Origin of the sequence: Vibrio paracholerae, from assembly GCF_037672085.1 — a bacterium.
Lineage (GTDB): Bacteria > Pseudomonadota > Gammaproteobacteria > Enterobacterales > Vibrionaceae > Vibrio > Vibrio cholerae.
On record NZ_JBBHLM010000002.1, the window covers coordinates 1,075,675 to 1,097,615 of the forward strand.

General features: G+C 47.7%; 22 protein-coding genes and 1 riboswitch. Of the genes, 16 read left to right on the forward strand and 6 right to left on the reverse strand.

Features of this window, described 5'->3' with window-relative positions; all coding sequences use genetic code 11:
* Positions 1-81: 81 nt before the first annotated feature.
* Complete coding sequence (gene serS / locus R4537_RS10285; protein ID WP_071177766.1) at positions 82-1,389, forward strand: serine--tRNA ligase; 1,308 nt, start codon at positions 82-84, stop codon at positions 1,387-1,389.
* A 108-nt stretch (positions 1,390-1,497) separates the two neighbouring features.
* Here the strand turns inward: serS and bioA are convergent, their stop codons facing one another.
* Positions 1,498-2,778, reverse strand: coding sequence for an adenosylmethionine--8-amino-7-oxononanoate transaminase (gene bioA / locus R4537_RS10290; RefSeq protein WP_071177824.1), 1,281 nt, complete (start codon positions 2,776-2,778; stop codon positions 1,498-1,500).
* 132 nt (positions 2,779-2,910) lie between these two features.
* Between bioA and bioB the strand changes: the two genes are divergently transcribed.
* The 4 genes from bioB to bioD are packed head-to-tail and all read left to right on the forward strand — an operon-like array spanning position 2,911 to position 6,593.
* Positions 2,911-3,963: a biotin synthase BioB gene (bioB, locus tag R4537_RS10295; RefSeq protein WP_071177767.1), complete on the forward strand. Its 1,053-nt coding sequence runs from the start codon at positions 2,911-2,913 to the stop codon at positions 3,961-3,963.
* Positions 3,947-5,101: an 8-amino-7-oxononanoate synthase gene (bioF, locus tag R4537_RS10300; protein ID WP_071177768.1), complete on the forward strand. Its 1,155-nt coding sequence runs from the start codon at positions 3,947-3,949 to the stop codon at positions 5,099-5,101. Before bioB ends, bioF begins: the two co-directional genes overlap by 17 nt.
* The gene (gene bioC, locus R4537_RS10305; protein ID WP_071177769.1) at positions 5,098-5,901 is read left to right on the forward strand and encodes a malonyl-ACP O-methyltransferase BioC; all 804 of its coding nucleotides are present in this window, start codon (positions 5,098-5,100) and stop codon (positions 5,899-5,901) included. The genes bioF and bioC overlap by 4 nt, the downstream gene beginning before the upstream one ends.
* A complete protein-coding gene (bioD, locus tag R4537_RS10310; RefSeq protein WP_071177770.1) occupies positions 5,898-6,593 on the forward strand; it encodes a dethiobiotin synthase in 696 nt (231 codons plus the stop codon). Before bioC ends, bioD begins: the two co-directional genes overlap by 4 nt.
* A gap of 81 nt (positions 6,594-6,674) precedes the next feature.
* Here the strand turns inward: bioD and R4537_RS10315 are convergent, their stop codons facing one another.
* Positions 6,675-6,845 carry a hypothetical protein gene (locus R4537_RS10315; RefSeq protein ID WP_071177771.1) on the reverse strand — a complete coding sequence of 57 codons (171 nt, stop codon included), beginning with the start codon at positions 6,843-6,845 and terminating at the stop codon, positions 6,675-6,677.
* A 265-nt stretch (positions 6,846-7,110) separates the two neighbouring features.
* On the opposite strand from R4537_RS10315, the gene htpX reads away from it, so the two are divergent.
* The 9 genes from htpX to R4537_RS10360 all read left to right on the forward strand — a co-directional run bounded on the left by htpX (position 7,111) and on the right by R4537_RS10360 (position 14,231).
* Positions 7,111-7,974 carry a protease HtpX gene (gene htpX / locus R4537_RS10320; protein WP_000821684.1) on the forward strand — a complete coding sequence of 288 codons (864 nt, stop codon included), beginning with the start codon at positions 7,111-7,113 and terminating at the stop codon, positions 7,972-7,974.
* Positions 7,975-8,192: 218 nt separating this feature from the next.
* Positions 8,193-8,612 (forward strand): nuclear transport factor 2 family protein, encoded by a 420-nt coding sequence (locus R4537_RS10325; RefSeq protein WP_000383062.1) that lies wholly within the window; start codon positions 8,193-8,195, stop codon positions 8,610-8,612.
* On the forward strand, positions 8,609-9,334 hold the full coding sequence (locus R4537_RS10330; protein WP_071177772.1) for an SDR family oxidoreductase: 726 nt from the start codon (positions 8,609-8,611) through the stop codon (positions 9,332-9,334). The genes R4537_RS10325 and R4537_RS10330 overlap by 4 nt, the downstream gene beginning before the upstream one ends.
* A gap of 14 nt (positions 9,335-9,348) precedes the next feature.
* The gene (locus R4537_RS10335) at positions 9,349-10,626 is read left to right on the forward strand and encodes an NAD(P)/FAD-dependent oxidoreductase (protein WP_071177773.1); all 1,278 of its coding nucleotides are present in this window, start codon (positions 9,349-9,351) and stop codon (positions 10,624-10,626) included.
* The gene (locus tag R4537_RS10340) at positions 10,626-11,435 is read left to right on the forward strand and encodes a DUF1365 domain-containing protein (protein ID WP_071177774.1); all 810 of its coding nucleotides are present in this window, start codon (positions 10,626-10,628) and stop codon (positions 11,433-11,435) included. The genes R4537_RS10335 and R4537_RS10340 overlap by 1 nt, the downstream gene beginning before the upstream one ends.
* On the forward strand, positions 11,425-12,666 hold the full coding sequence (locus R4537_RS10345) for an SAM-dependent methyltransferase (RefSeq protein WP_071177775.1): 1,242 nt from the start codon (positions 11,425-11,427) through the stop codon (positions 12,664-12,666). The genes R4537_RS10340 and R4537_RS10345 overlap by 11 nt, the downstream gene beginning before the upstream one ends.
* A 2-nt stretch (positions 12,667-12,668) precedes the next feature.
* Complete coding sequence (locus R4537_RS10350) at positions 12,669-13,208, forward strand: DUF2878 domain-containing protein (protein WP_001229551.1); 540 nt, start codon at positions 12,669-12,671, stop codon at positions 13,206-13,208.
* Positions 13,171-13,707 carry a chalcone isomerase family protein gene (locus R4537_RS10355; protein WP_175463820.1) on the forward strand — a complete coding sequence of 179 codons (537 nt, stop codon included), beginning with the start codon at positions 13,171-13,173 and terminating at the stop codon, positions 13,705-13,707. Before R4537_RS10350 ends, R4537_RS10355 begins: the two co-directional genes overlap by 38 nt.
* On the forward strand, positions 13,704-14,231 hold the full coding sequence (locus R4537_RS10360) for a DUF3833 domain-containing protein (protein WP_071177777.1): 528 nt from the start codon (positions 13,704-13,706) through the stop codon (positions 14,229-14,231). Before R4537_RS10355 ends, R4537_RS10360 begins: the two co-directional genes overlap by 4 nt.
* A gap of 90 nt (positions 14,232-14,321) precedes the next feature.
* Here the strand turns inward: R4537_RS10360 and purB are convergent, their stop codons facing one another.
* Genes purB through mnmA form a run of 3 tightly spaced genes read right to left on the reverse strand, consistent with a single transcriptional unit; the run spans position 14,322 to position 17,505 of the window.
* The gene (purB, locus tag R4537_RS10365) at positions 14,322-15,692 is read right to left on the reverse strand and encodes an adenylosuccinate lyase (protein ID WP_071177778.1); all 1,371 of its coding nucleotides are present in this window, start codon (positions 15,690-15,692) and stop codon (positions 14,322-14,324) included.
* Between the two features lie 57 nt (positions 15,693-15,749).
* Entirely contained in the window at positions 15,750-16,367 is a 618-nt protein-coding gene (gene hflD / locus R4537_RS10370; protein ID WP_071177779.1) for a high frequency lysogenization protein HflD, read from the reverse strand.
* Between the two features lie 22 nt (positions 16,368-16,389).
* Complete coding sequence (gene mnmA / locus R4537_RS10375) at positions 16,390-17,505, reverse strand: tRNA 2-thiouridine(34) synthase MnmA (RefSeq protein WP_029628203.1); 1,116 nt, start codon at positions 17,503-17,505, stop codon at positions 16,390-16,392.
* Between the two features lie 264 nt (positions 17,506-17,769).
* Between mnmA and R4537_RS10380 the strand changes: the two genes are divergently transcribed.
* On the forward strand, positions 17,770-19,074 hold the full coding sequence (locus R4537_RS10380; protein ID WP_071177780.1) for an inosine/guanosine kinase: 1,305 nt from the start codon (positions 17,770-17,772) through the stop codon (positions 19,072-19,074).
* Between the two features lie 49 nt (positions 19,075-19,123).
* Here R4537_RS10380 and R4537_RS10385 read toward each other — a convergent pair whose 3' ends face one another.
* Complete coding sequence (locus R4537_RS10385) at positions 19,124-19,537, reverse strand: H-NS family histone-like protein (RefSeq protein ID WP_001290202.1); 414 nt, start codon at positions 19,535-19,537, stop codon at positions 19,124-19,126.
* Between the two features lie 395 nt (positions 19,538-19,932).
* Positions 19,933-20,115, forward strand: a riboswitch (Lysine riboswitch).
* 115 nt (positions 20,116-20,230) lie between these two features.
* Between R4537_RS10385 and R4537_RS10390 the strand changes: the two genes are divergently transcribed.
* The gene (locus R4537_RS10390) at positions 20,231-21,832 is read left to right on the forward strand and encodes a Na+/H+ antiporter NhaC family protein (protein ID WP_071177781.1); all 1,602 of its coding nucleotides are present in this window, start codon (positions 20,231-20,233) and stop codon (positions 21,830-21,832) included.
* Positions 21,833-21,941: the final 109 nt, after the last annotated feature.

The following is a 21,941-nucleotide window of genomic DNA, read 5'->3' on the forward strand; positions in this document are numbered from 1 at the left end:
GGGTAAATTTCAATACGCGTGGCTTTGGCTAAAAAGGAAGCACACGCGCTTTCTCGCAACTCTTAAAGCATAGGATTAGCAATGCTGGATTCTAAATTACTTCGTACTGAGCTGGACGAAACAGCTGCAAAATTGGCACGTCGCGGTTTTAAACTCGACGTGGAGACTATCCGTACTCTTGAAGAACAACGTAAGTCCATTCAAGTAGAAGTTGAGAATTTACAATCCACGCGTAACTCCATCTCCAAGCAAATCGGTCAACTGATGGCGTCTGGCGACAAAGCGGGCGCAGAAGCGGTTAAACAACAAATCGGCACTTTGGGTGACGATCTGGATGCGAAGAAAGTGGAATTGGATGCGGTCATGGCGCAGTTGGATGCGATCACTCAAACCGTGCCTAACATTCCAGACGATGCTGTACCAAACGGTAAAGATGACAGCGAAAACGTAGAAGTTTCTCGTTGGGGCACCCCAAAAACCTATGATTTTGAAGTGAAAGATCATGTGGACTTGGGTGAAATGGGCGACGGTCTGGATTTCGCGAGCGCTACTAAGATCACTGGTGCGCGTTTTGTGGTGATGAAAGGTCAATTTGCTCGTCTGCACCGTGCTATCGCACAGTTCATGTTGGATCTGCACACCGATCAACACGGCTACACTGAGCTGTATGTGCCTTATCTAGTGAACGCAGAAACGCTGTTCGGTACAGGCCAATTACCAAAATTCGGTCAAGATCTGTTCCACACTGAGCCTCTGACTGAGAAAGCCAGTGATGAAGAGCCACGCCGTCTATCACTGATCCCAACCGCAGAAGTGCCAGTGACGAACTTAGTGCGCGACACCATTTTAGATGAAGCTGAACTGCCTCTGAAAATGACCGCACACACTCCATGTTTCCGTTCTGAAGCGGGTTCTTATGGTCGTGATACTCGTGGTCTGATCCGTATGCACCAGTTTGATAAAGTGGAACTGGTACAAATCACTCGCCCTGAAGACTCTATGGCGGCATTGGAAGAGCTTACAGGCCATGCAGAAAAAGTTCTGCAACTGCTGGGGCTGCCTTACCGTAAAGTGATTCTGTGTACGGGCGATATGGGCTTTGGCTCTTGCAAAACTTACGATTTGGAAGTTTGGGTTCCAGCGCAGAAGACGTACCGTGAAATCTCTTCTTGTTCAAACATGTGGGATTTCCAAGCGCGTCGTATGCAAGCGCGTTTCCGCCGTAAAGGTGAGAAGAAGCCTGAGTTGGTGCACACGCTGAACGGCTCTGGTCTGGCGGTGGGTCGTACCATGGTCGCGATTTTGGAAAACTACCAAGAAGCCGATGGTCGCATTGCGATTCCTGCGGTACTGCAAAAGTACATGGGCGGTTTAACCCATATCGGTTAATCCCGTTTTCCTCTAAAGGGAAATCAGCGCTCAAAGAAATAAGAACGAAAAAGCCGACGTGATGATGTCGGCTTTTTTATGCTTGTCGTTTGTTGCGCAGCGTATTGTCTATTGTTTAAAGCAGTCTGGTTGGCTTAACGCGGCTGCAATTCCATCCACCAGTTTTTGCAGATGTTCAGGTTGACTAATATAGGGTGGCATTAGGTAAATCAACCGACCAAAGGGGCGGATCCAAACCCCATGCTCCACAAAGAGAGCCTGAATCACTTCCATATTGACCGGAAGATTCGTCTCCACCACTCCAATTGCGCCTAGCCAACGAGTCTGTTTTACCAGTGGAAAATTATCGAGTTTAGGTAGATGTTCGGCAAAAAACGCTTCGATATTCGCGACTTGCTGTTGCCAATCGCCTTGCTCAATCAGCGATAAACTCGCGCTTGCTACCGCGCAAGCCAGCGGATTGCCCATAAAAGTAGGGCCATGCATAAAACACCCCGCTTCCCCCGCACAAACGGTATCGGCCACTTGTTGGGTAGTGAGGGTAGCGGATAGCGTCATATAGCCGCCAGTCAGCGCCTTGCCCACACAGAGAATATCTGGTTGAACTCCCGCATGTTCACAAGCAAAGAGTTTGCCTGTGCGGCCAAAGCCGGTCGCAATCTCATCCAAAATCAGCAGTACACCAAATTCGTCACACAAAGCTCTAACTTGGCGTAAAAACTCGGGGTGATAGATACGCATACCACCAGCGCCTTGCACGATAGGCTCAAGAATTACGGCGGCAATCTGGTGGTGGTATTGAGTCAATTTGGCACGAAAATCGGTAATATCACGCTCATCCCACGCATCAAAAAATCCACCTTCTGGCGAATTAGCGAAAATATGCTCGGGCAGAAAACCCTTGTAAAGGCTGTGCATGGAGTTATCTGGATCGGTCACTGACATCGCGGCGAAGGTATCTCCGTGGTAGCCGTGGCGTAGGGTGAGAAACTTTGCTCTCGGCTGACCTTTACTGTGCCAATACTGTAGCGCCATTTTTAGGCTCACTTCCACCGCAACCGAACCTGAATCGGCGAGAAACACTTGTTGTAAATTGTTGGGCGCGAGCTTGAGCAGCTTTTGGCAAAGCTCAATCGCCGGTTGATGAGTTAACCCACCAAACATGATGTGTGACATCTGCTCGATTTGCTGGCGCGCTGCTTGATTGAGCTTAGGGTGATTGTAACCGTGGATCGCCGCCCACCAAGAGGACATGCCGTCGACTAAGCTGCGCCCATCCTCAAGCGTGATCATTACCCCATCGGCTCGGCTCACCGGATAACAGGTCAGAGGTGTTAAGGTCGAAGTGTAGGGATGCCAGATATGGCAACGGTCGAAGGCTAAATCCATCATCATTCCAAAATCAATAAAAGATTATTTAGTAATCACATGTAAACCTTGTGATTTTCTTGTTGTTGACAGTCTAACGCCTGTCAGTAGACTAGCCAAGCATAAAACCAATAACCCCAATAAGGATTACACGTGGAAGTTCGTCATAACTGGACGGTCGCTGAGGTCAAAGCGTTACTGGATAAACCTTTTATGGATCTGCTGTTTGAAGCGCAGCAGGTGCATCGTCTTCATCATCCGCACAACCATGTGCAGGTCAGCACGCTGCTGTCGATCAAAACCGGCGCTTGTCCAGAAGATTGCAAATATTGCCCGCAAAGCGCTCACTATCGTACGGATGTAGATAAAGAGCGCTTGATGGAAGTCGAGCGCGTATTGGATGCGGCGCAAAAAGCCAAAAATTCAGGCTCGACCCGTTTTTGTATGGGCGCGGCGTGGAAGAATCCGAAAGAGCGTGATATGCCGCTGCTCAAAGAGATGATCCGCGGCGTCAAGGGTATGGGGCTAGAGACCTGTATGACGCTGGGTATGCTAACGCCAGATCAAGCGCAGCAATTGGCGCAAGCGGGGCTGGATTATTACAACCACAACCTTGATACCTCTCCGGAATTTTACGGCAACATCATCACCACACGCACATACCAAGATCGCCTAGATACCTTGTCGCACGTGCGTGATGCCGGGATGAAGATCTGCTCGGGGGGCATTATCGGCATGGGTGAAAGCACCAATGACCGCGCCGGATTATTGGTTGAATTGGCGAACTTGCCGACTCATCCGGAAAGTGTGCCGATCAACATGCTGGTCAAAGTGAAAGGTACACCATTGGAACAAGTCGATGATGTGGAACCCTTTGATTTTGTGCGTTTGATTGCGGTAGCGCGCATTATGATGCCGAAATCTGCGGTTCGCCTTTCAGCAGGACGCGAGAAGATGAATGAGCAGATGCAGGCGCTGTGCTTTATGGCAGGAGCCAATTCGATTTTCTACGGTTGCAAACTGCTGACCACCCCCAACCCAGCGGAAGACAGCGATATGCTGCTGTTTAAAAAGCTAGGAATTAACCGCGAACAAGTGGCGCAAAAGCCCGATGAAATCACGGAAAATGAGTTGCTGGATAGAGTCGTTGAACGAGTAGCCGCGCGCCCAACCACCAGCGATTTATTTTATGACGCTGCGCTTTAAGTCGCGGATTGAGCAAGCTCTGAGTGAACGTGAACATTCAGGGCTGACTCGCCGTCTTCAGCTTTTAGATCGAAGCGCTCAAGGCGAACTGATTCAGCAAGATCGTACTTACCTCAACTTCTCAAGCAACGATTACCTTGGTTTAGCCAGTGATGCTGAGTTAGTGCATGCTTGGCAAACCGGTCTGGCGCGCTTTGGTGCTGGCAGTGGCGCTTCGCCGATGGTGACTGGTTTTAGCTCCGCTCATGCCGAGTTAGAGCATGAGTTGTGTCACTGGCTTGGTTACGAACGAGCAGTCTTGTTCAGCTCTGGCTTTAGTGCCAATCAAGCCCTGCTGTTTACTCTGCTCGAAAAAGAGGACTTGCTGCTGCAAGACAAACTCAATCACGCCTCCTTGATGGAAGCGGGCATGTTAAGTCCAGCAACTATGAAACGCTTTAAGCACAATGATACTGATCATCTTCGCCAATTACTGAATGAGCAGAGCAACAGCTTAGTGGTGACGGAAGGGGTGTTTAGTATGGATGGTGATTGCGCACCCTTGGCACAAATTGCAACTTTGGTGAAACAGCGCGCGTGGTTGATGGTGGATGATGCGCACGGCATTGGCGTGCTTGGAGAGCATGGGGCGGGGAGCTGTCAAGCAGCAGGGATTCATCCCGAGATTCTGGTCGTTACTTTTGGTAAAGCCTTTGGTTTAGCTGGAGCTGCGGTGTTGTGTGATGCACACGTTGGCGATTATCTGACGCAATTTGCACGCCACCATGTGTATTCCACCGCTATGCCTCCGGCACAAGCGCATGCTCTGACTCATGCTGCGCGGATGATCCAAAGTCAATCTTGGCGCAGAGAAAAATTGGCTGAGCTGCTGGCGTGTTTTGATGAGCAGTGCCGCAATATTCCGGGTTTTGTGGCAACACAAACGCCCATCAAACCTTGGTTGTTGGGCAGCTCTGATTCGGCATTGAGTGCATCCCACGAGCTCAAGCAGCAAGGCATTTGGGTCAGTGCCATTCGACCACCCACCGTGCCTGTAGGCTCTGCGCGTTTACGCATCACGATAACGGCGGCGCATACCCAAGCGCAGATACGCCGCTTATCAGAGCAGTTAACACATGTGATGGAGAAGGACACATGAGCATGACAGCCACGGAGCTTTGTGTTGAATTAAAAGATAAAAGTGCGATTGCGCAGGCCTTTGGCAAAGCTGCCGCGCACTATGATCAGCATGCGGCTTTTCAGCGCGATGTCGGATTGCGTTTACTGCAAAAAATGCCCAGTTGTTTGAAGGGGCTGCGAGTATTGGATCTCGGTTGTGGTACCGGTTATTTTTCAGCCCTGCTGCGCGAGCGGGGAGCGCAAGTGGTGTGCGCAGATATCTCACATGCCATGCTTGAGCAAGCAAAGCAACGCTGTGGTGATGAGGGAATGAGTTACCAGTTAGCGGATGCCGAGCAACTGCCTTTTGCATCTGCTTGTTTTGACATGGTGTTTTCAAGCTTAGCATTGCAATGGTGTGAAGATCTGTCGCTGCCGCTGAGCGAAATTCGCCGTGTGCTGAAGCCCCAAGGTCAAGCCTTCCTCTCCACCTTGTTAGACGGTTCGCTGTTTGAACTCGAGCAAGCGTGGCGCAGCGTTGATCATCATCGTCATATCAATCAGTTCATTTCCATCAATCAGGTAAAAATTGCGTTAGCGCAAGCCGGATGTGCGCAACATCACTTAGACTTAGCGGCAATTACGGTTTGGTATGAAACTGCCTTTATGCTGATGCGCGATCTAAAAGGGATCGGCGCCAATCATGTCAGTGGACGTTCAACGGGGCTAATCAGTCGCCGAACGTTGGCAAAAGTGGAATTGGCCTACCAATCATTTCGTAACCAACAGGGTCTTGTGCCTGCCACATATCAGGTTTATTTAGGGGTTATTCACCGATGAGAAATGCAATTTTTATCGCAGGGACGGATACCGACGTTGGGAAAACAGTCGCTTCGAAAGCGATTCTTCAGGCGCTCGCGACACACAGTATCGCTACGATTGGCTATAAGCCAGTCGCAGCGGGGAGTGATAAAACTGAGTTTGGCTATCGCAATTCCGATGCATTGCATCTGATGAAAGCCGCGACCGTCGATATGCCGTATGAGGACGTCAATCCTTATGCCTTAGTACTTCCTACTTCACCACACATCGCCGCTAAGCATGAAAATGTTACGATTGATTATGCGCTGCTAAGCAATAAGCTCTCGAAACATAAGCAAAATGCAGAGTTCGTCGTGGTAGAAGGGGCAGGAGGTTGGCGAGTGCCTACTTCCGATTCCGATTGTTTATCCACTTGGGTGAAACAAGAGCGTTTACCGGTCATCTTGGTGGTTGGAATTAAACTCGGTTGTCTGAGCCATGCGATTTTGACCGCAGAAGCGATTCGTGCCGATGGGTTAGAGCTGGTGGGCTGGATTGCCAACCGGATTAACCCGGGGACTGAACACTATGCAGAGATCATTGAGCATTTAGAAGGGCGACTCGGTGCACCGAAATTGGGGGAAATCCCTTATATGCCTAAGGCTAAACGTCAAGAGCTAGGCAAGTTCATCCAACTGGATCACTTGTTAGAACCCGGCACCGTGGCATAACGACGCTAAATAACAAAAGGCTGCTCAAACATGAGCAGCCTTTTTAGTATCAGATTGTATGGAAGTTGAGTGTGCGAGAGGCTATTTCTCTGCGCTCAAACCCATTAAAGAGTGTTGAGTATCGACGATCTGCTGCTGCAGCGTCTGCTCTTTGGTTTCTAACCCAAGTTGAGCGCGAGCTTCTTGTTCACTGATACCTAAATGACAACAAAGTAAATCAATCGCCATTTGGTAGCTATGTGCTTCAGCCATGTGTTTTCCTTTGTTTGTGGTTAAATTCCTTCGACTCACGCACTCTATGCCTTCATTACGGCTATCTCAATACGACCAAAGTCTATACCCTTGCATCTTCTAGGCTGCTCAGCCTTTGCCGAACAGAAGCTGGACATTAAATGTTGCAATTTACTACTTAACCTTGTTTTTCAAATGGAAGAACATATGTTGTAAATAAGAACAAACGATGTGTGGTAAAGTCGCACATCGCAACCGCTGAGAAGTTTCCTTCGGAGATTAAGTCATGAAACGTATATTGTTATTCTTAGCAACCAACCTTGCTGTCGTATTGGTGCTTAGTGTTGTTTTGAATATTGTTTATGCTGTCACGGGCATGCAGCCAGGGAGTTTGTCTGGTCTGTTGGTGATGGCGGCTGTGTTTGGTTTTGGCGGTGCATTTATTTCACTGCTGATGTCAAAAAGTATGGCCCTACGCTCAGTGGGTGGTGTTGTCATTGATACTCCGCGCAATGAGATGGAACATTGGCTATTGGAAACGGTACGTCGCCAAGCAAACCAAGCGGGTATCGGTATGCCAACGGTGGCGATTTATGATGCGCCAGATATGAATGCTTTTGCGACTGGTGCCAAGCGCGATGATTCTCTGGTCGCGGTATCAACCGGTTTACTGCACAACATGACCCGTGATGAAGCAGAAGCCGTACTGGCGCATGAAGTTAGCCACATTGCTAACGGTGACATGGTCACCATGACGCTGATGCAAGGTGTGGTGAACACCTTCGTGATCTTCTTGTCACGCTTTATTGCCAATATCGTGGCTTCACGTAATTCAGAAGAAGGAGAAGGCAGTAATATGATGGTTTATTTCGGCATCTCTATGGTGCTTGAATTGGTGTTTGGTTTCTTAGCCAGCTTCATTACCATGTGGTATAGCCGCCACCGTGAGTTCCATGCTGATGCGGGTGCCGCTCAGTTGGTCGGTAAACACAAGATGATTGCGGCGTTAGAACGTCTGAAAATGGGTCAGGAGTCGCATCTTGAAGGTTCGATGATGGCGTTTGGCATCACAGGTAAACGCTCTCTATCCGAATTAATGATGACTCACCCACCCCTTGAAAAACGTATCGCAGCACTGCGCAATATGTAATCTCTTCCAACCAGCCTTCGGGCTGGTTTTGTTTATCTTGATTGATAGTCTTCTTGAGCTTGTTTTCTTAACGCTCTTTAGTGATCCCTTACATTCTGAGTTTCGTAACATGAAGTATAAAGTTGTACAGAAAAAATCTTGTACAACTTTACAAACTCAACTATGGTTGTAATGCATTATACGAATCTTAAATTTGTATAACTTTAGGGATGAGCATTATGGACGTACAACACGTCGCGCAGTTTTATCAACAATTAGATAAAAGCCAATTACATAGGCTGATTGAAATCTATCATCCTGATGTGGTGTTTGAAGATGCTGCACATCGCATCGAAGGGTTTGACGCCCTTTACCAGTATTTTTTGAATCTTTACCAAAACGTCCATACCTGTACTTTTACCATTCATGAGCAGTATGCAGTCAATGAGGGCGCTTTTTTGGTCTGGACCATGCATTTACGTCACCCAAAATTAGCCAAGGGCGAACAGGTGGATGTGAAAGGCGTGAGCCACTTGCGCTTTGCCGAGGGCAAAGTGACCTACCATCGCGATTATTTCGATATGGGGGAAATGCTTTATGAGCAGTTGCCTGTGCTTGGGCAAGTTATCCGCGCGATCAAGCGGAGACTAGGACAATGACCGCGGTGTTCATTACCGGTGCGACCTCCGGAATTGGTAAACAACTGGCGTTGGATTATGCCAAACAGGGTTGGCAAGTGATTGCGTGTGGACGTAATCAGCCGGTGTTAGACAGCTTACATACACAATATGCCAACATTTTTCCCTTGGCGTTTGATGTCACCGATCATCCCGGCACAAAAGCAGCATTAGCGCAGCTTCCATGTCAGCCGGAACTCTGGATTTTAAATGCAGGCGATTGTGAGTACATCGACGATGGCAAGATGGATGTCACACTGATGGCACGTGTGTTCAATATCAATGTGCTTGGCGTAGCGGCGGTGATTGAAGGTATACAGCCACATTTGTCCCGTGGTCACCGTGTGGCGATTGTTGGCTCGATTGCCAGTGAGCTGGCCTTGCCGCGAGCAGAAGCTTATGGCGCTTCCAAAGCGGCCGTCGCTTATTTAGCACGAACGCTTCAACTCGATTGGCGTCCGCTTGGTATCGAAGTCACCACCATTTTTCCGGGCTTTGTCGCCACGCCACTCACGGATCGCAATACTTTTGTCATGCCCATGATCATCACAGTAGAGCGTGCCGCCCAGGAGATCAAAGCTGGCTTGGCGCGCGGTGTGTCACAACTCTATTTCCCTAAACGATTTACTTGGCTGATTCGGTTACTCGGTGCTTTGCCTTATGCATGGCAAGGCCGCTTAGTTCGACGTCTGTTGAAGGCTTAATAAGGATTTTTTTGATGAAAATTGCAATTATCGGCTCGGGCATTTCAGGTTTAACCTGTGGCTACTATCTGCACCGTTATCACGATATCACCCTATTCGAAGCCAACGACTACATTGGTGGGCACACTGCGACGGTGGATGTTGAGCTGGCGGGTAAGCCATACGCAGTGGATACGGGCTTTATCGTTTATAACGACAGAACCTATCCCAATTTCATCAAAATGATGGATGAGATTGGCGTACAAGGTAAACCGACGCAGATGAGCTTTAGTGTGCGTAATGATGCTAACGGTTTGGAGTACAACGGGCATACCCTGACGACCTTATTCGCTCAAAAACGTAACTGGCTGAATCCAAAGTTTTATCGTTTTATCGCGGAGATTTTACGCTTTAACCGTTTAACGAAAGCGTGCGTCGATAATCAATTGGCGAATGAGCAAACCTTAGGTGATTTTCTGGCTCAGCATCAGTTTTCTGAATACTTCTGTGAAAACTACATTCTGCCCATGGGGGCGGCGATTTGGTCTTCCTCTCTGGCGGATATGCGAGCTTTCCCTCTGATGTTTTTCGCGCGTTTTTTCCTAAACCATGGCCTACTGGATGTTACTAATCGTCCGCAGTGGTATGTGATCCCCGGCGGTTCGCGCAGTTATATTGCGCCTTTAACCCAAGGATTTGGCGAACGCATCCGCCTCAATAGCGCGGTCACTCAAGTGAAGCGTTTACCAAGTGGGGTAGAAGTTGTGGTCAATGGTCAGAGTGAGCGTTTTGATGAGGTGATTTTTGCTTGCCATAGTGACCAAGCTCTTGCCATGCTCAGTGATGCAAGTTCCACCGAACAACAACTGCTGTCTGCACTCGCTTATCAGGCGAATGAAGTGGTGCTCCATACGGATACTCGTCTGCTGCCCAAACGTAAAGCGGCTTGGGCAGCTTGGAATTACTGGTTGAAAGGTGAAGCCAATCAAGAAACGCGCTTGCCATCTTTGACCTACAACATGAATATTTTGCAGCATATTGAAGCGCCAGAGACGTTCTGCGTCACACTCAATAGTAGTGAGGACATTGACCCGAGCAAGATACTGCGCCGATTTACCTATCATCACCCTGTGTTTTCTCGTCCTGCGATTGAAGCGCAGCAGAAAAAAGCGCAGATCAGCGGTGTCAACCATACTTGGTTTTGTGGCGCATACTGGCATAACGGTTTTCATGAAGATGGGGTACGCAGTGCGCTGGATGTGGTGACCCAATTGGAAGCTTACGCACAGCGCAGTGAGCAAGGAGCGGCCTAATGCCTGTGCCCCAAGATAGCGCCGAGTGGCAAAGTTGTTTGATGGTTGGACAAGTCAGACACAGACGTTTTACGCCAGTCGAGCACGCACTCAACTATCCGCTGTTTATGCCTTGTATTGATTTAGATGAATGGCCACAGTTGGCGGATAAAGTGTGGGGATTGGGTGAGCGTTGGTGGCATTGGGCGCGTTTTCGTCGTGCAGATTACCTCGGGCAAGGCCCGCTCAAACAAGCAGTACTTGATAAGGTCGAGCAACTGACGGGAGAGCGAATAGAAGGCGGCAGGGTGGTGGCTTTGCTGCATCTGCGCTATCTCGGAATTTATTTTAGCCCAGTCAACTTTTACTATGTCTACGATAGCGAAAAGCGTTGGCGTTATCTGTTGGCTGAAGTCAGCAATACCCCGTGGAATGAGCGCCACTACTATGCGGTTCCAGCACAAACAGCATTAACCTCAGAAGAAGCTGTCGTGATTGAGTGGCAGCATGCGAAAGCATTTCATGTTTCGCCATTCAATCCCATCGAACAGCGATACTACTGGAAAATAAAGCCCTTAACCCGCGCGCTGATGATCCATCTTGAGTGTCATCGTAGTGATAAAGAGTTTGATGCTACCTTAGCGATGCAGGCTGAACCCTTGAGCGCAGGCAATTTATTACCTCGATTGATCAAAACGCCGATCATGGCAGTAAAAGTGGTATTGGGCATTTATTGGCACGCTTTCAAATTGTGGCGCAAAGGTGCCCCGTTTTATGCGCACCCAGACCAAACTCAGAACAATAATAAGGAGCAACCTCATGTTAAATAGCTCATCGATGGAAATATCCCGCTCTCTCACCAGTTGGCAGAAAGGTGCCCGCAGTATTATTCACCGTGCATTACAGTATCTCGAAGGCAATTTAACGGTGATAGAACATTTTCCCGCTCAAACCCAAACCACGCATGAACAATTTGGCCAAGATAAGCCCGATGCCATTCATGCCGTGATTGAAGTTAAACACCCGGATTTTTACAGCCGAGTACTGAAGGGCGGGAGTATTGCTGCTGCAGAAGCTTACATGGAAGGGTGGTGGGAAAGCCCTAATCTGACAGCTTTGATGCAGTTGATGGCTGCCAACCTCAGTACGCTGGATAAGCTAGAAAGTCAAAGCAGTCCTGTGACGCAATGGTTAAACCGTTTCACTCACTGGCTCAAACGCAACACCATAGATCAAGCCAAAGACAATATTCACCAGCACTATGATTTGGGGAATGAGCTTTACCAACTGTTCCTCGATGAAGAGATGCTTTACTCCAGCGCGCTGTTTACCCAACCTGAGCTCTCACTAGAGCAGGCGCAGCAAGCCAAAATGCAGCGTTTATGTGAGCAACTACACCTGAAACCGACCGATCACGTGTTAGAAATTGGTACGGGTTGGGGCGCGATGGCGATTTACATGGCGCAGCACTATGGCTGTAAGGTCACCACCACCACCATTTCTGAAGAGCAGTATGCCTACGCACAGCAAAAAATTACGGCACTTGGGCTAAATAACCAAATTACCCTGCTCAAACAAGATTACCGTTTGCTGAGCGGTCAGTATGACAAGTTGGTCTCGATTGAAATGATTGAAGCGGTGGGTAAGGCCTACTTGCCGACGTTTTTGAGCCAATGTTATGCGCTACTGAAGCCGCGCGGCAAAATGGCGATTCAGGCAATCACCATTGCCGATCAGCGCTATGAAAGCTACAGCAATAACGTGGACTTTATTCAGAAATACATTTTCCCCGGCGGTTTTTTGCCTTCGATCAGTGTGTTGACCGAATTAGCCACCAAACGCACTGGGTTGGTGTTGCGTAACTTGCATGACATCGGCATGGATTACGCACTGACGTTGCAACACTGGCGTGACCGATTTGAGCAGCAATTGCCGAAAGTGCGTGACCTTGGGTATGACGAACGTTTCATCCGTATGTGGCGTTATTACTTTTGTTACTGCGAAGGTGGCTTTTTAGCCCGTAGCATCAGTACCGTGCACATGACTTTTGAACGAGATTAATCATGGCGTTAGTGGCGATATCATTATGGTTTGACCTGCTCTGGGCACTGGCTGTCTTGGGACAGCAAACCTGGTTATGGCTTACCGCATTACTGGTGGTTGCCACCTATGGCTTAACGGCTATCCAGCGCCATCCGCTGTTTGAAAAAATGGTGTGGATGGCGGTGGTTGGCATCATGATAGACAGCAGCAATATGCTGCTTGGGTTACTCACCTTTGCCGACGATCAATTTCCACTTTGGTTGGTGGCACTCTGGTTTGCGTTTACTTGGTATGCAGGCCACTTACTGCCGCAGCTTAACCAATATTCCCACACTCTTCTGTGTCTCGCCGGAGGCGTTTTGGGAAGTTTAAGTTATTGGTTTGGTTACCGAATGGGTGCGGTTGGTTGGGAATACCCCACCTTTATCGTCATGTTGGCACTGTTTTTGGAATGGATAGGTATCACTTGGTTACTGTTGAAGGTAATGAGGCATGAAAAAAGGACTGATAACCCTATTCGTTTTGCTCGCGAGCGGACTTGGTTACGCCGCCGTCGTTAATGCGGCGCAAGCGGAGCATAAAACTCTCCAACGATGGGCAGAATGGCCAGTCGTCGGGCAGGCCACCCTTTCATGGCTGTGGCTGGATATCTACTCCTCGCAGTTGCGAGCGCCTGATGGCCTGTATCATGAGTCGCAAGATGTCTCGCCACATCCTGTGGCCCTTGAGATCCGTTATTTGCGCGATATCAGCAGTAAACAGTTGGTGAATGCCACAGAGGATCAGTGGCGAAAACTTGGATTCACCACACCGCAAACCAAAGCGTGGTTGAAGCAACTGCAGCAAATATTGCCGGATGTTGTGACGGGAGATCGCTTAGTGTATGTCTCTGATGGGCAACGCGGAGCGTTTTTCTTTAGCCACCAGCAAGAGACGGAACGTTTGGTAGGCAGCATTGATGATGAAGCATTTAATGATGCTTTTCTCTCCATTTGGCTGTCGCCGCAAACGGAATATTTAACCTTGCGTAATCAATTGATAGGAATGAATCGACCATGAGATTGGCTAAATGTTGGCTATTATTACTCTGTATCTGGCTTAGTGGATGCTCGGCAGAGATTGATGATTATCGTGAGACGACGCCTAAGTTTGATCTTTTCAATTACTTTGTCGGAACGACACATGCGTGGGGTATGGTACAAGACTATACCGAGAAGCAGACGCGCCGTTTTGAGGTGGTAATTGAAGGTCGGATTGAGAATAACCAACTGATTTTAGTCGAAGACTTCGTGTTTGATGATGGAGAGAAGGATCAACGGATCTGGACGATTAACCGAACGGCTGATGATGAGTACGAAGGACGAGCGGATGACATTGTTGGAACGGCTCGCGGTAAAGAAGTGGGTAATGCACTACAGTGGCAATACGATTTTGTGTTGCAACGCGACAGCGGCGATGTGCAAGTACACTTCGATGACTGGTTGTATCGACAAGATGACAAGCGGGTATTCAACTTAACCAAAATTCGCAAATTTGGTCTTGAAGTCGGTCGGATCACACTGTTTTTTGAAAAGCAGGAGTGAAATGGTCTGGTATAAACCAAGTCAATAAGTCATAGATAAGTAAAAGGGGAGCCGTTGCTCCCCTTAGTCATTTGGTCTCTCTTGTCGAGATTACAGCTTGTCGGTCAGCTCAATCGCATAGCCAATGTAGCTGGCTGGTGTCATGGCTTTCAAGCGCGTTTTCTCTTCCTCTGGCAGTTCTAAACCATCAATGAATTGACGCATCGCTTCGCCATCTACTCGCTTACCGCGAGTCAGCTCTTTGAGCTTCTCATAAGGCTTTTCAATGCCGTAGCGGCGCATCACAGTTTGGATTGGCTCTGCCAGAACTTCCCAGTTGTGATCCAGTTCTGCAAGTAGTGCGTCACGGTTCACTTCCAGCTTGCTGATGCCTTTCAAAGTTGAGGTATAAGCGATGATGGCATAGCCGACACCCACACCGAGGTTACGCAGCACGGTAGAATCCGTTAGGTCACGTTGCCAACGAGAGATAGGCAGCTTTTGCGCTAGGTGCGTAAACATCGCATTCGCCAGACCCAAGTTACCTTCTGAGTTTTCAAAGTCGATTGGGTTGACTTTATGTGGCATGGTTGAAGAGCCAATTTCACCCGCGATGGTTCTTTGTTTGAAGTGGCCCAGAGCAATGTAGCCCCAAACATCACGATCAAAGTCGATCAAGATGGTGTTAAAACGTGCAACCGCTTCAAACAGCTCAGCAATGTAATCATGCGGCTCGATTTGCGTGGTGTACGGGTTCCAGTCTACGCCCAAAGATTCTGTGATGAACTCTTCGCTGAATTTATGCCAATCTACCGTTGGGTAAGCAGAAAGGTGCGCGTTGTAGTTACCCACCGCGCCGTTGATTTTGGCTAGGATTTCTACGTTAGCGATCTGCTTGTATTGGCGCTCCATGCGGTAGGCCACGTTCGCCATCTCTTTACCCATGGTCGATGGAGAGGCTGGCTGACCGTGAGTACGAGAAAGCAGCGGAATATCGCGGTACTCTTCGGCCAGTTTGCGAATCGCGTCAATCACGTTGCGAATTTCAGGCAGGATCACCGTGTCACGCGCTTCTTTGAGCATCAACGCATGTGAAGTGTTGTTGATGTCTTCGGAAGTACAAGCAAAGTGAATGAACTCGTTGACGGCATGCAGCTCAGGCATGGCCGCTACTTTCTCTTTCAGGAAGTATTCCACGGCTTTTACATCGTGGTTGGTTGTGCGTTCAATCTCTTTGATACGCAGTGCATCCGCCTCACTGAAGTTGGCGGCAATCGCATCAAGGAATTGATTCGCTTCGGCACTGAATGCAGGCACTTCTGCGATCTCAGCAGTGGCGGCTAGCTTTTGTAGCCAGCGAATTTCAACGATAGTGCGGTACTTTAGGAGACCAAACTCACTGAAGATACTGCGTAACGCAATCGTTTTACTTCCGTAGCGGCCATCTACCGGTGAAACAGCAGTCAATGCTGACAGTTCCATGTTCTTCTCCTGAATATTGAGTTAAAGGTGTGAGTAATTCGAGTGGGTAGTCATCACTTAGATTCGCGCTAACAAAATCTGCGCTTGTTCGATCATCTGTTTACGACCGAAAATCAGGTGACGACGGCGTCCACCAACCTGACGCCACAATACGGCGCAGCGGATCCCTGACAGGAGTAGGGCGCGCACTTTGTGCTGGTTAGCGGTTTGCTGTAATACGGCTGGAGTGCCAGTCACTTGAATGCGCGGGCCAATTGGGCTAATCACATCAAGGTAAATGCTGGCGAGGTTACTGATCATTTGATCATCAAATAAGTCAAAATGGTCAAGCTGACGCTCAATCATTTGAATGCGGTCACCGAGTTGGCTCATGGCATCGCGGCGACCACTTAATTTACGCTCAAGCGCCATTAGGCTGATCAGGTAACGGGTGATTTCGCTACCTGATGGCGTGCTGTCAATCCCTTTGACCAAGCACTCTAAGCCGAGCTTGAGCTGACTTTCGTGACCGAAAACTTCAAGCGTGTTACTTGGATTGGTACAAGTAATCGCTTTGAGCGACGTTTCAAACGCATCAGAATCACAGTACCCATTTTGGGCGACTTGCTGCACAAGTGCCACTGCCTGACAAATGCCAGCGAAAGCGATGGTACGGTCGTAAATTGCGTTAGCCACGTAAATCTCCTAAAAATTGACTTTAAATGCGCTCTTCAATAATGCCGCCACCAAGGCAGATTTCACCTTGATAAAAGACGGCGGATTGTCCCGGAGTCACGGCCACTTGTGGCTCGTCAAACATCACTTTGATGCGATCATCACTGAGCGGAATGATGGTACAAGCGATGTCACTTTGACGATAACGCGTCTTCACGCTGCAACGTACAGGTTCAGTGATTGGGGTGCGATCAACCCAATGTAACTGAGCCGCAACCAAACCATGCGATTTGAGGAGAGGATGATCCGCGCCTTGTACCGCGATGAGTACGTTGCGTTTGAGATCTTTATCCGCCACATACCATGGCTGTTCGCTGCTCTCTTTCATACCACCAATGTGCAGACCTTTACGCTGTCCGAGAGTGTGGTACATCAAGCCTTGGTGCTCACCAATCACTTTGCCTTCCGGGGTCTCAATTTTACCCGGTTGGGCTGGCAAATAGCGAGATAAGAAGTCGGTAAATTTGCGCTCACCGATAAAACAAATACCGGTTGAATCTTTCTTCTTCGCGGTAATTAAGCCTTGTTCTTCGGCAATGCGGCGTACTTCAGGTTTTTCTAGTTCACCCACGGGGAATAGGCTACGCGCCACTTGCTCATGGCTCAGCGTATAAAGGAAGTAGCTTTGGTCTTTATTACCGTCTAAACCGCGCAGCATTTGCGGTTTTTCGCCATTCTGCGGGAAGGTGCGACGCACATAGTGCCCCATGGCAATGTAGTCCGCATCCAGCACTTCATCAGCAAATTCTAAGAAGGCTTTAAATTTGATCTCTTTATTACACAAAATATCTGGGTTAGGAGTACGTCCCGCCTTATATTCCGCTAGGAAGTATTCAAATACGTTATCCCAGTATTCTGCTGCGAAGTTAATGGTATGAAGTGGGATGTCGAGTTTGTCACACACCGCCTGAGCATCGGCAAGATCTTCCGCCGCAGTACAATACTCTTCGTTATCGTCTTCTTCCCAGTTTTTCATAAACAGGCCTTCCACTTGGTAACCCTGTTGTTTGAGAAGATAGGCTGAAACAGAGGAATCAACCCCTCCAGACATACCGACAATCACTTTCTTTTGGCTGTTTGCGCTGTGCTCTACAGACATCACTTATCTACCACTTGAGGAACTTGGACGAGGATTCTAACAGAAAGAATTTTTCGAGGACAGATCCGAGACGCTAATCACACTTCCCCAAACGTAAGCGCTATGTTGCTAACCTATTGAATCACTTGCGCTCCAAGCGCTAAGAGAACAGAGTGAAATAAAATCCTCAACGTGCAAACGTTTGCGTTTTTTTCCTTTATTGCTGCACTAAAAGGTGCGCGGTAGAATCGGCGCTCCTTTCATCCTTGAACCCAAGTAACCTTTATGAAATTTCCTGGCCAACGCAAATCTAAGCATTATTTTCCGGTTCACGCGCGTGATCCTCTGGTCATTCAAGCGCAAGAAAATAAGAAGATGTCGCGCACCCACATTATCGGTATTGATCAAACCCTAGTGGATATAGAGGCCAAAGTCGATTCAGATTTGATTGAACGTTATGGTTTAAGTAAAGGACACTCATTAGTCATTGATGATCAGGCTGCAGAAGCGTTATACAACGAATTAAAAGAGCAGCGTTTGATTACCAATGAATATGCGGGTGGAACTATAGGGAATACGCTGCATAATTACTCCGTGCTTGCGGATGATCGCTCCACACTACTGGGTGTGATGAGCCAAGATATTAAAATTGGCAGTTACGGTTATCGCTATCTGTGTAACACTTCTAGCCGAATGGATCTCAACTATTTACAAGGTGTAGATGGTGCGATTGGCCGCTGCTTTGCCTTGATTACCGAAGATGGTGAACGTACTTTCGCGATCAGCGAAGGTCAAATGAACCAATTACGCCCAGACAGTATTCCTGAAAAAATATTTGCTAGTGCCTCTGCATTAGTGATCACGGCTTATTTAGTTCGTTGTAAAGACGGCGATCCAATGCCGGAAGCAACAATGCGTGCCATAGAGTATGCAAAAAAATATGATGTGCCTGTGGTATTAACCCTAGGTACTAAATTTGTTATTCAAGATGATCCTAAATTCTGGCAAGATTTTTTACGTGATCATGTTTCTGTGGTGGCAATGAATGAAGATGAAGCATTAGCTTTAACGGGAGAAAGCGATCCGCTCGCAGCCTCAGATAAAGCGTTAGATTGGGTTGATTTAGTACTGTGTACCGCAGGCCCTGTCGGTTTATTTATGGCGGGTTACACCGAAGATTCCGCTAAACGTGAAACGTCATTACCGTTATTACCGGGATCGGTCCCAGAATTTAATCGCTATGAATTTAGCCGTCCCGCACGTAAAGAGAGTTGTATAAATCCTATTCGTGTTTATTCACATATTTCACCGTACATGGGTGGACCTGAGAAGATAAAAAACACCAATGGTGCTGGAGATGCAGCATTATCCGCTCTATTACATGATATGGCTGCCAATAAATACCATAAAGAAAACGTCCCTAACTCAAGTAAGCATCAACATGAGTTTTTAACCTATTCTTCTTTCTCTCAAGTTTGCAAATACTCTAACCGTGCAAGTTATGAAGTATTGGCGCAGCACTCACCACGTCTTTCACGTGGTCTTCCTGAGCGAGAAGATAGCCTTGAAGAGGCTTATTGGGAAAGATAACAAAAAAAGGCTCCTTCGGGAGCCTTTATCATTTGGATTTCTAGCAGAATTACAGAGCGAATTCTTCCAGTGATTTACCTTCATCCAGTGCTTTTTGGATCACTGAAGGGGTACGGCCTTGACCTGTCCAAGTTTTCTCTTCACCGTTGGTGTCAATATACTTATATTTTGCTGGACGAGGTGCACGTTTACCTTGGCCTTTTGCTTTAGTTTTGGTTTCGCCTGAAAGCGCAGAAATAAGCGCCTGAAGGTCGATACCATCTTTAGCAATTTGCTCAGCAATTGCGGCTAATTTTGCTTCTTGCTCTGCACGAGCAGCAATTTCTTCTGCTTCTGCTTCTTTACGCTCTTGAACCACGGTAGTTAATTTATCTAACGCTTCTTCAAGTTGCTCAATAGTCAGTTCGCGTGCATAAGCACGTAGGCTACGAATATTTAATAAAGTCTTAGTGATTTCCGACATTACCATTTCCTGTTCACAATTTGGATAACGAGTTAATACTAAACCTAGCTTATTATACTGACAAGTTTTCGCTACAAATATTAAGGCAAAATAGTAAGAAAGTAAAAATATAAAATGATGTTTATTTAATGCATTTACTATTTAGAATACTGCAGACGCATATAAAAGCAGCTGCAGGAACTTATCATGCAGATAAATAATATTAGTTCTATATATCAAGCCTTGCGGTGTTTTTATGAAATAAGTATCAATGAAATGATTGATTTGTGAGCTGTGGCACTTGTTTTTCTCACTGGAACCTAGTTGCATTGATATTTTTGTTAAGTAAAATGTCTCTCACCTAATGCGAAAAACAGACTAAATGAGCCAAACGAATTGGCAGATTAGGATGAAGTTTTCGCCGTAGAGGAGCGGTTACGAAAAGTATCCACAGTTGGGGTGATGCCAATGAATTGTGGAGAAAGGCGTTGCCGCCGAAGTCAACTTGCCCATCAACGCAGTTGGCTGGGGTTACATTCAATAGGTGTAACACTGCCATAGTCTATATTGTTGTTAAACTATGGAGCGCTACTGTAGGGTTGGGTGAAGTGTTCGCTTCCCTTTCGCTTAGTTCAACATAAATTAAGTTGACATGATGTCGCTTGATTTGTCTGCAGTAGATCTCTAACCATTTTTTACTGGTTTAGGAAGATCATGAATTTAATCGATTTTGCTTCTTCGCCACTCTCTGTTTTACCACCGCTGGTGGCATTGAGTTTGGCTATTGTCACTCGCCGTGTACTCCTTTCTCTTGGCGTGGGGATTTTTTTAGGTGCTTTACTGCTGGCTGATTATTCTATTGGTCAGTCGTTGCAATATATCGCAACACAAGTGGGTAGCGTGTTTGTTAAAGAGGGCGCGATCAATGCTTGGAATATGAGTATTGTCGGCTTTTTACTGTTACTGGGTATGATGACTGCGCTACTAACGTTGTCGGGCGGCACTCGCGCTTTTGCTCAGTGGGCACAAGTCCGAGTGAAAAGCAAACGTGGCTCTAAATTACTGGCGGCATTTTTAGGCGTATTCATTTTTGTTGACGACTATTTTAATAGCCTAGCTGTCGGTTCTATTTCTCGCCCAGTGACGGATCGTTTTTACGTTTCGCGCGCCAAACTCGCTTACATTCTGGATTCCACTGCTGCGCCTATGTGTGTGGTCATGCCCGCCTCAAGTTGGGGCGCGTATATCATGACCATCATCGGTGGCATTTTAGTTTCGCACGGTATTGAGGAGTATTCCGCATTAGGCGCTTATCTTCGCCTAGTACCGATGAACTTCTATGCGATCTTTGCATTGTTAATGGTATTTGCGGTGGTGTGGTTCCAAATGGATATCGGCCAGATGCGCAAGCATGAAATCGCCGCTTCTCAAGGTCGTGGTTTTGATGAAGATCCGAATACAGATACGCAAGAGGCTCACGAACTCAATGAAGAGCTTGATATTCGTGAAAGTGAACGCGGTACAGTACTCGATCTCGTGTTGCCGATTGTGTTTTTAGTCGTTGCGACCATTGGTGCGATGATTTGGACTGGCGCAAGTGCATTAGCGGAAAGTGGTCAGTCGTTTGATATTTTTGGGGCGTTTGAAAATACCAATGTTGGTACTTCATTGGTATATGGTGGATTAGTCGGTCTGGCGATGGCTTTTGTGACCGTGTTGCGCCAAAAACTACCGACGGCTGAAATCGCAAAAACCTTATGGATTGGTGCGAAATCGATGTTTGGTGCAATTTTGATCCTGATTTTTGCGTGGACCATAGGTTCTGTCATCGGTGACATGAAGACCGGTGCCTATCTCTCTTCTCTCGTACAAGGCAATATTGACCCACATTGGCTTCCGGTCATTCTGTTTGTGTTGTCTGGTGCGATGGCGTTTTCTACCGGTACATCATGGGGCACTTTTGGCATCATGCTGCCGATTGCGGGTGACATGGCTGGCGCTACAGATATTGCACTTATGCTGCCGATGCTCGGTGCGGTGCTTGCCGGTTCCGTATTTGGCGATCACTGTTCGCCGATTTCAGATACCACGATTCTCTCTTCGACGGGAGCACGTTGTCATCATATTGACCACGTTGCGACTCAACTGCCTTACGCGTTGGCGGTTGCGCTAGTGTCAGCGATTGGTTACGTGGTGCTGGGAATTTTTGCTTCACTCGGGCTGGCTTTAGCAGCCGCATCCGTGAGCTTTGTCGTGGTTTGCTTAATTTTTGCAGCACTGTCAAAAGCCAAAGTGAGCAAACAGGTGTCTGCGTAATTCGCATCGCTATAGAGATAAGAGGCCAGCCGGCCTCTTTTTTTATCGCTAACCTTAATTGCAGCTTTGAATGGAGGTGATGATCTCTTAAAGCCGTCATAAAAAAATA

What these genes read in the sequence shown, in the direction of transcription:
- R4537_RS10325 (WP_000383062.1), top strand. Translation starts at nt 8,193, where the DNA reads ATGGACGTACAACACGTCGCGCAGTTTTATCAACAATTAGATAAAAGC.
- serS (WP_071177766.1), top strand. Translation starts at nt 82, where the DNA reads ATGCTGGATTCTAAATTACTTCGTACTGAGCTGGACGAAACAGCTGCA.
- htpX (WP_000821684.1), top strand. Translation starts at nt 7,111, where the DNA reads ATGAAACGTATATTGTTATTCTTAGCAACCAACCTTGCTGTCGTATTG.
- R4537_RS10345 (WP_071177775.1), top strand. Translation starts at nt 11,425, where the DNA reads ATGTTAAATAGCTCATCGATGGAAATATCCCGCTCTCTCACCAGTTGG.
- purB (WP_071177778.1), bottom strand. Translation starts at nt 15,692, where the DNA reads ATGGAACTGTCAGCATTGACTGCTGTTTCACCGGTAGATGGCCGCTAC.
- R4537_RS10390 (WP_071177781.1), top strand. Translation starts at nt 20,231, where the DNA reads ATGAATTTAATCGATTTTGCTTCTTCGCCACTCTCTGTTTTACCACCG.
- bioD (WP_071177770.1), top strand. Translation starts at nt 5,898, where the DNA reads ATGAGAAATGCAATTTTTATCGCAGGGACGGATACCGACGTTGGGAAA.
- R4537_RS10350 (WP_001229551.1), top strand. Translation starts at nt 12,669, where the DNA reads ATGGCGTTAGTGGCGATATCATTATGGTTTGACCTGCTCTGGGCACTG.
- R4537_RS10335 (WP_071177773.1), top strand. Translation starts at nt 9,349, where the DNA reads ATGAAAATTGCAATTATCGGCTCGGGCATTTCAGGTTTAACCTGTGGC.
- R4537_RS10340 (WP_071177774.1), top strand. Translation starts at nt 10,626, where the DNA reads ATGCCTGTGCCCCAAGATAGCGCCGAGTGGCAAAGTTGTTTGATGGTT.
- R4537_RS10315 (WP_071177771.1), bottom strand. Translation starts at nt 6,845, where the DNA reads ATGGCTGAAGCACATAGCTACCAAATGGCGATTGATTTACTTTGTTGT.
- bioA (WP_071177824.1), bottom strand. Translation starts at nt 2,778, where the DNA reads ATGGATTTAGCCTTCGACCGTTGCCATATCTGGCATCCCTACACTTCG.
- mnmA (WP_029628203.1), bottom strand. Translation starts at nt 17,505, where the DNA reads ATGTCTGTAGAGCACAGCGCAAACAGCCAAAAGAAAGTGATTGTCGGT.
- R4537_RS10380 (WP_071177780.1), top strand. Translation starts at nt 17,770, where the DNA reads ATGAAATTTCCTGGCCAACGCAAATCTAAGCATTATTTTCCGGTTCAC.
- R4537_RS10385 (WP_001290202.1), bottom strand. Translation starts at nt 19,537, where the DNA reads ATGTCGGAAATCACTAAGACTTTATTAAATATTCGTAGCCTACGTGCT.
- bioC (WP_071177769.1), top strand. Translation starts at nt 5,098, where the DNA reads ATGAGCATGACAGCCACGGAGCTTTGTGTTGAATTAAAAGATAAAAGT.
- R4537_RS10360 (WP_071177777.1), top strand. Translation starts at nt 13,704, where the DNA reads ATGAGATTGGCTAAATGTTGGCTATTATTACTCTGTATCTGGCTTAGT.
- R4537_RS10330 (WP_071177772.1), top strand. Translation starts at nt 8,609, where the DNA reads ATGACCGCGGTGTTCATTACCGGTGCGACCTCCGGAATTGGTAAACAA.
- bioF (WP_071177768.1), top strand. Translation starts at nt 3,947, where the DNA reads ATGACGCTGCGCTTTAAGTCGCGGATTGAGCAAGCTCTGAGTGAACGT.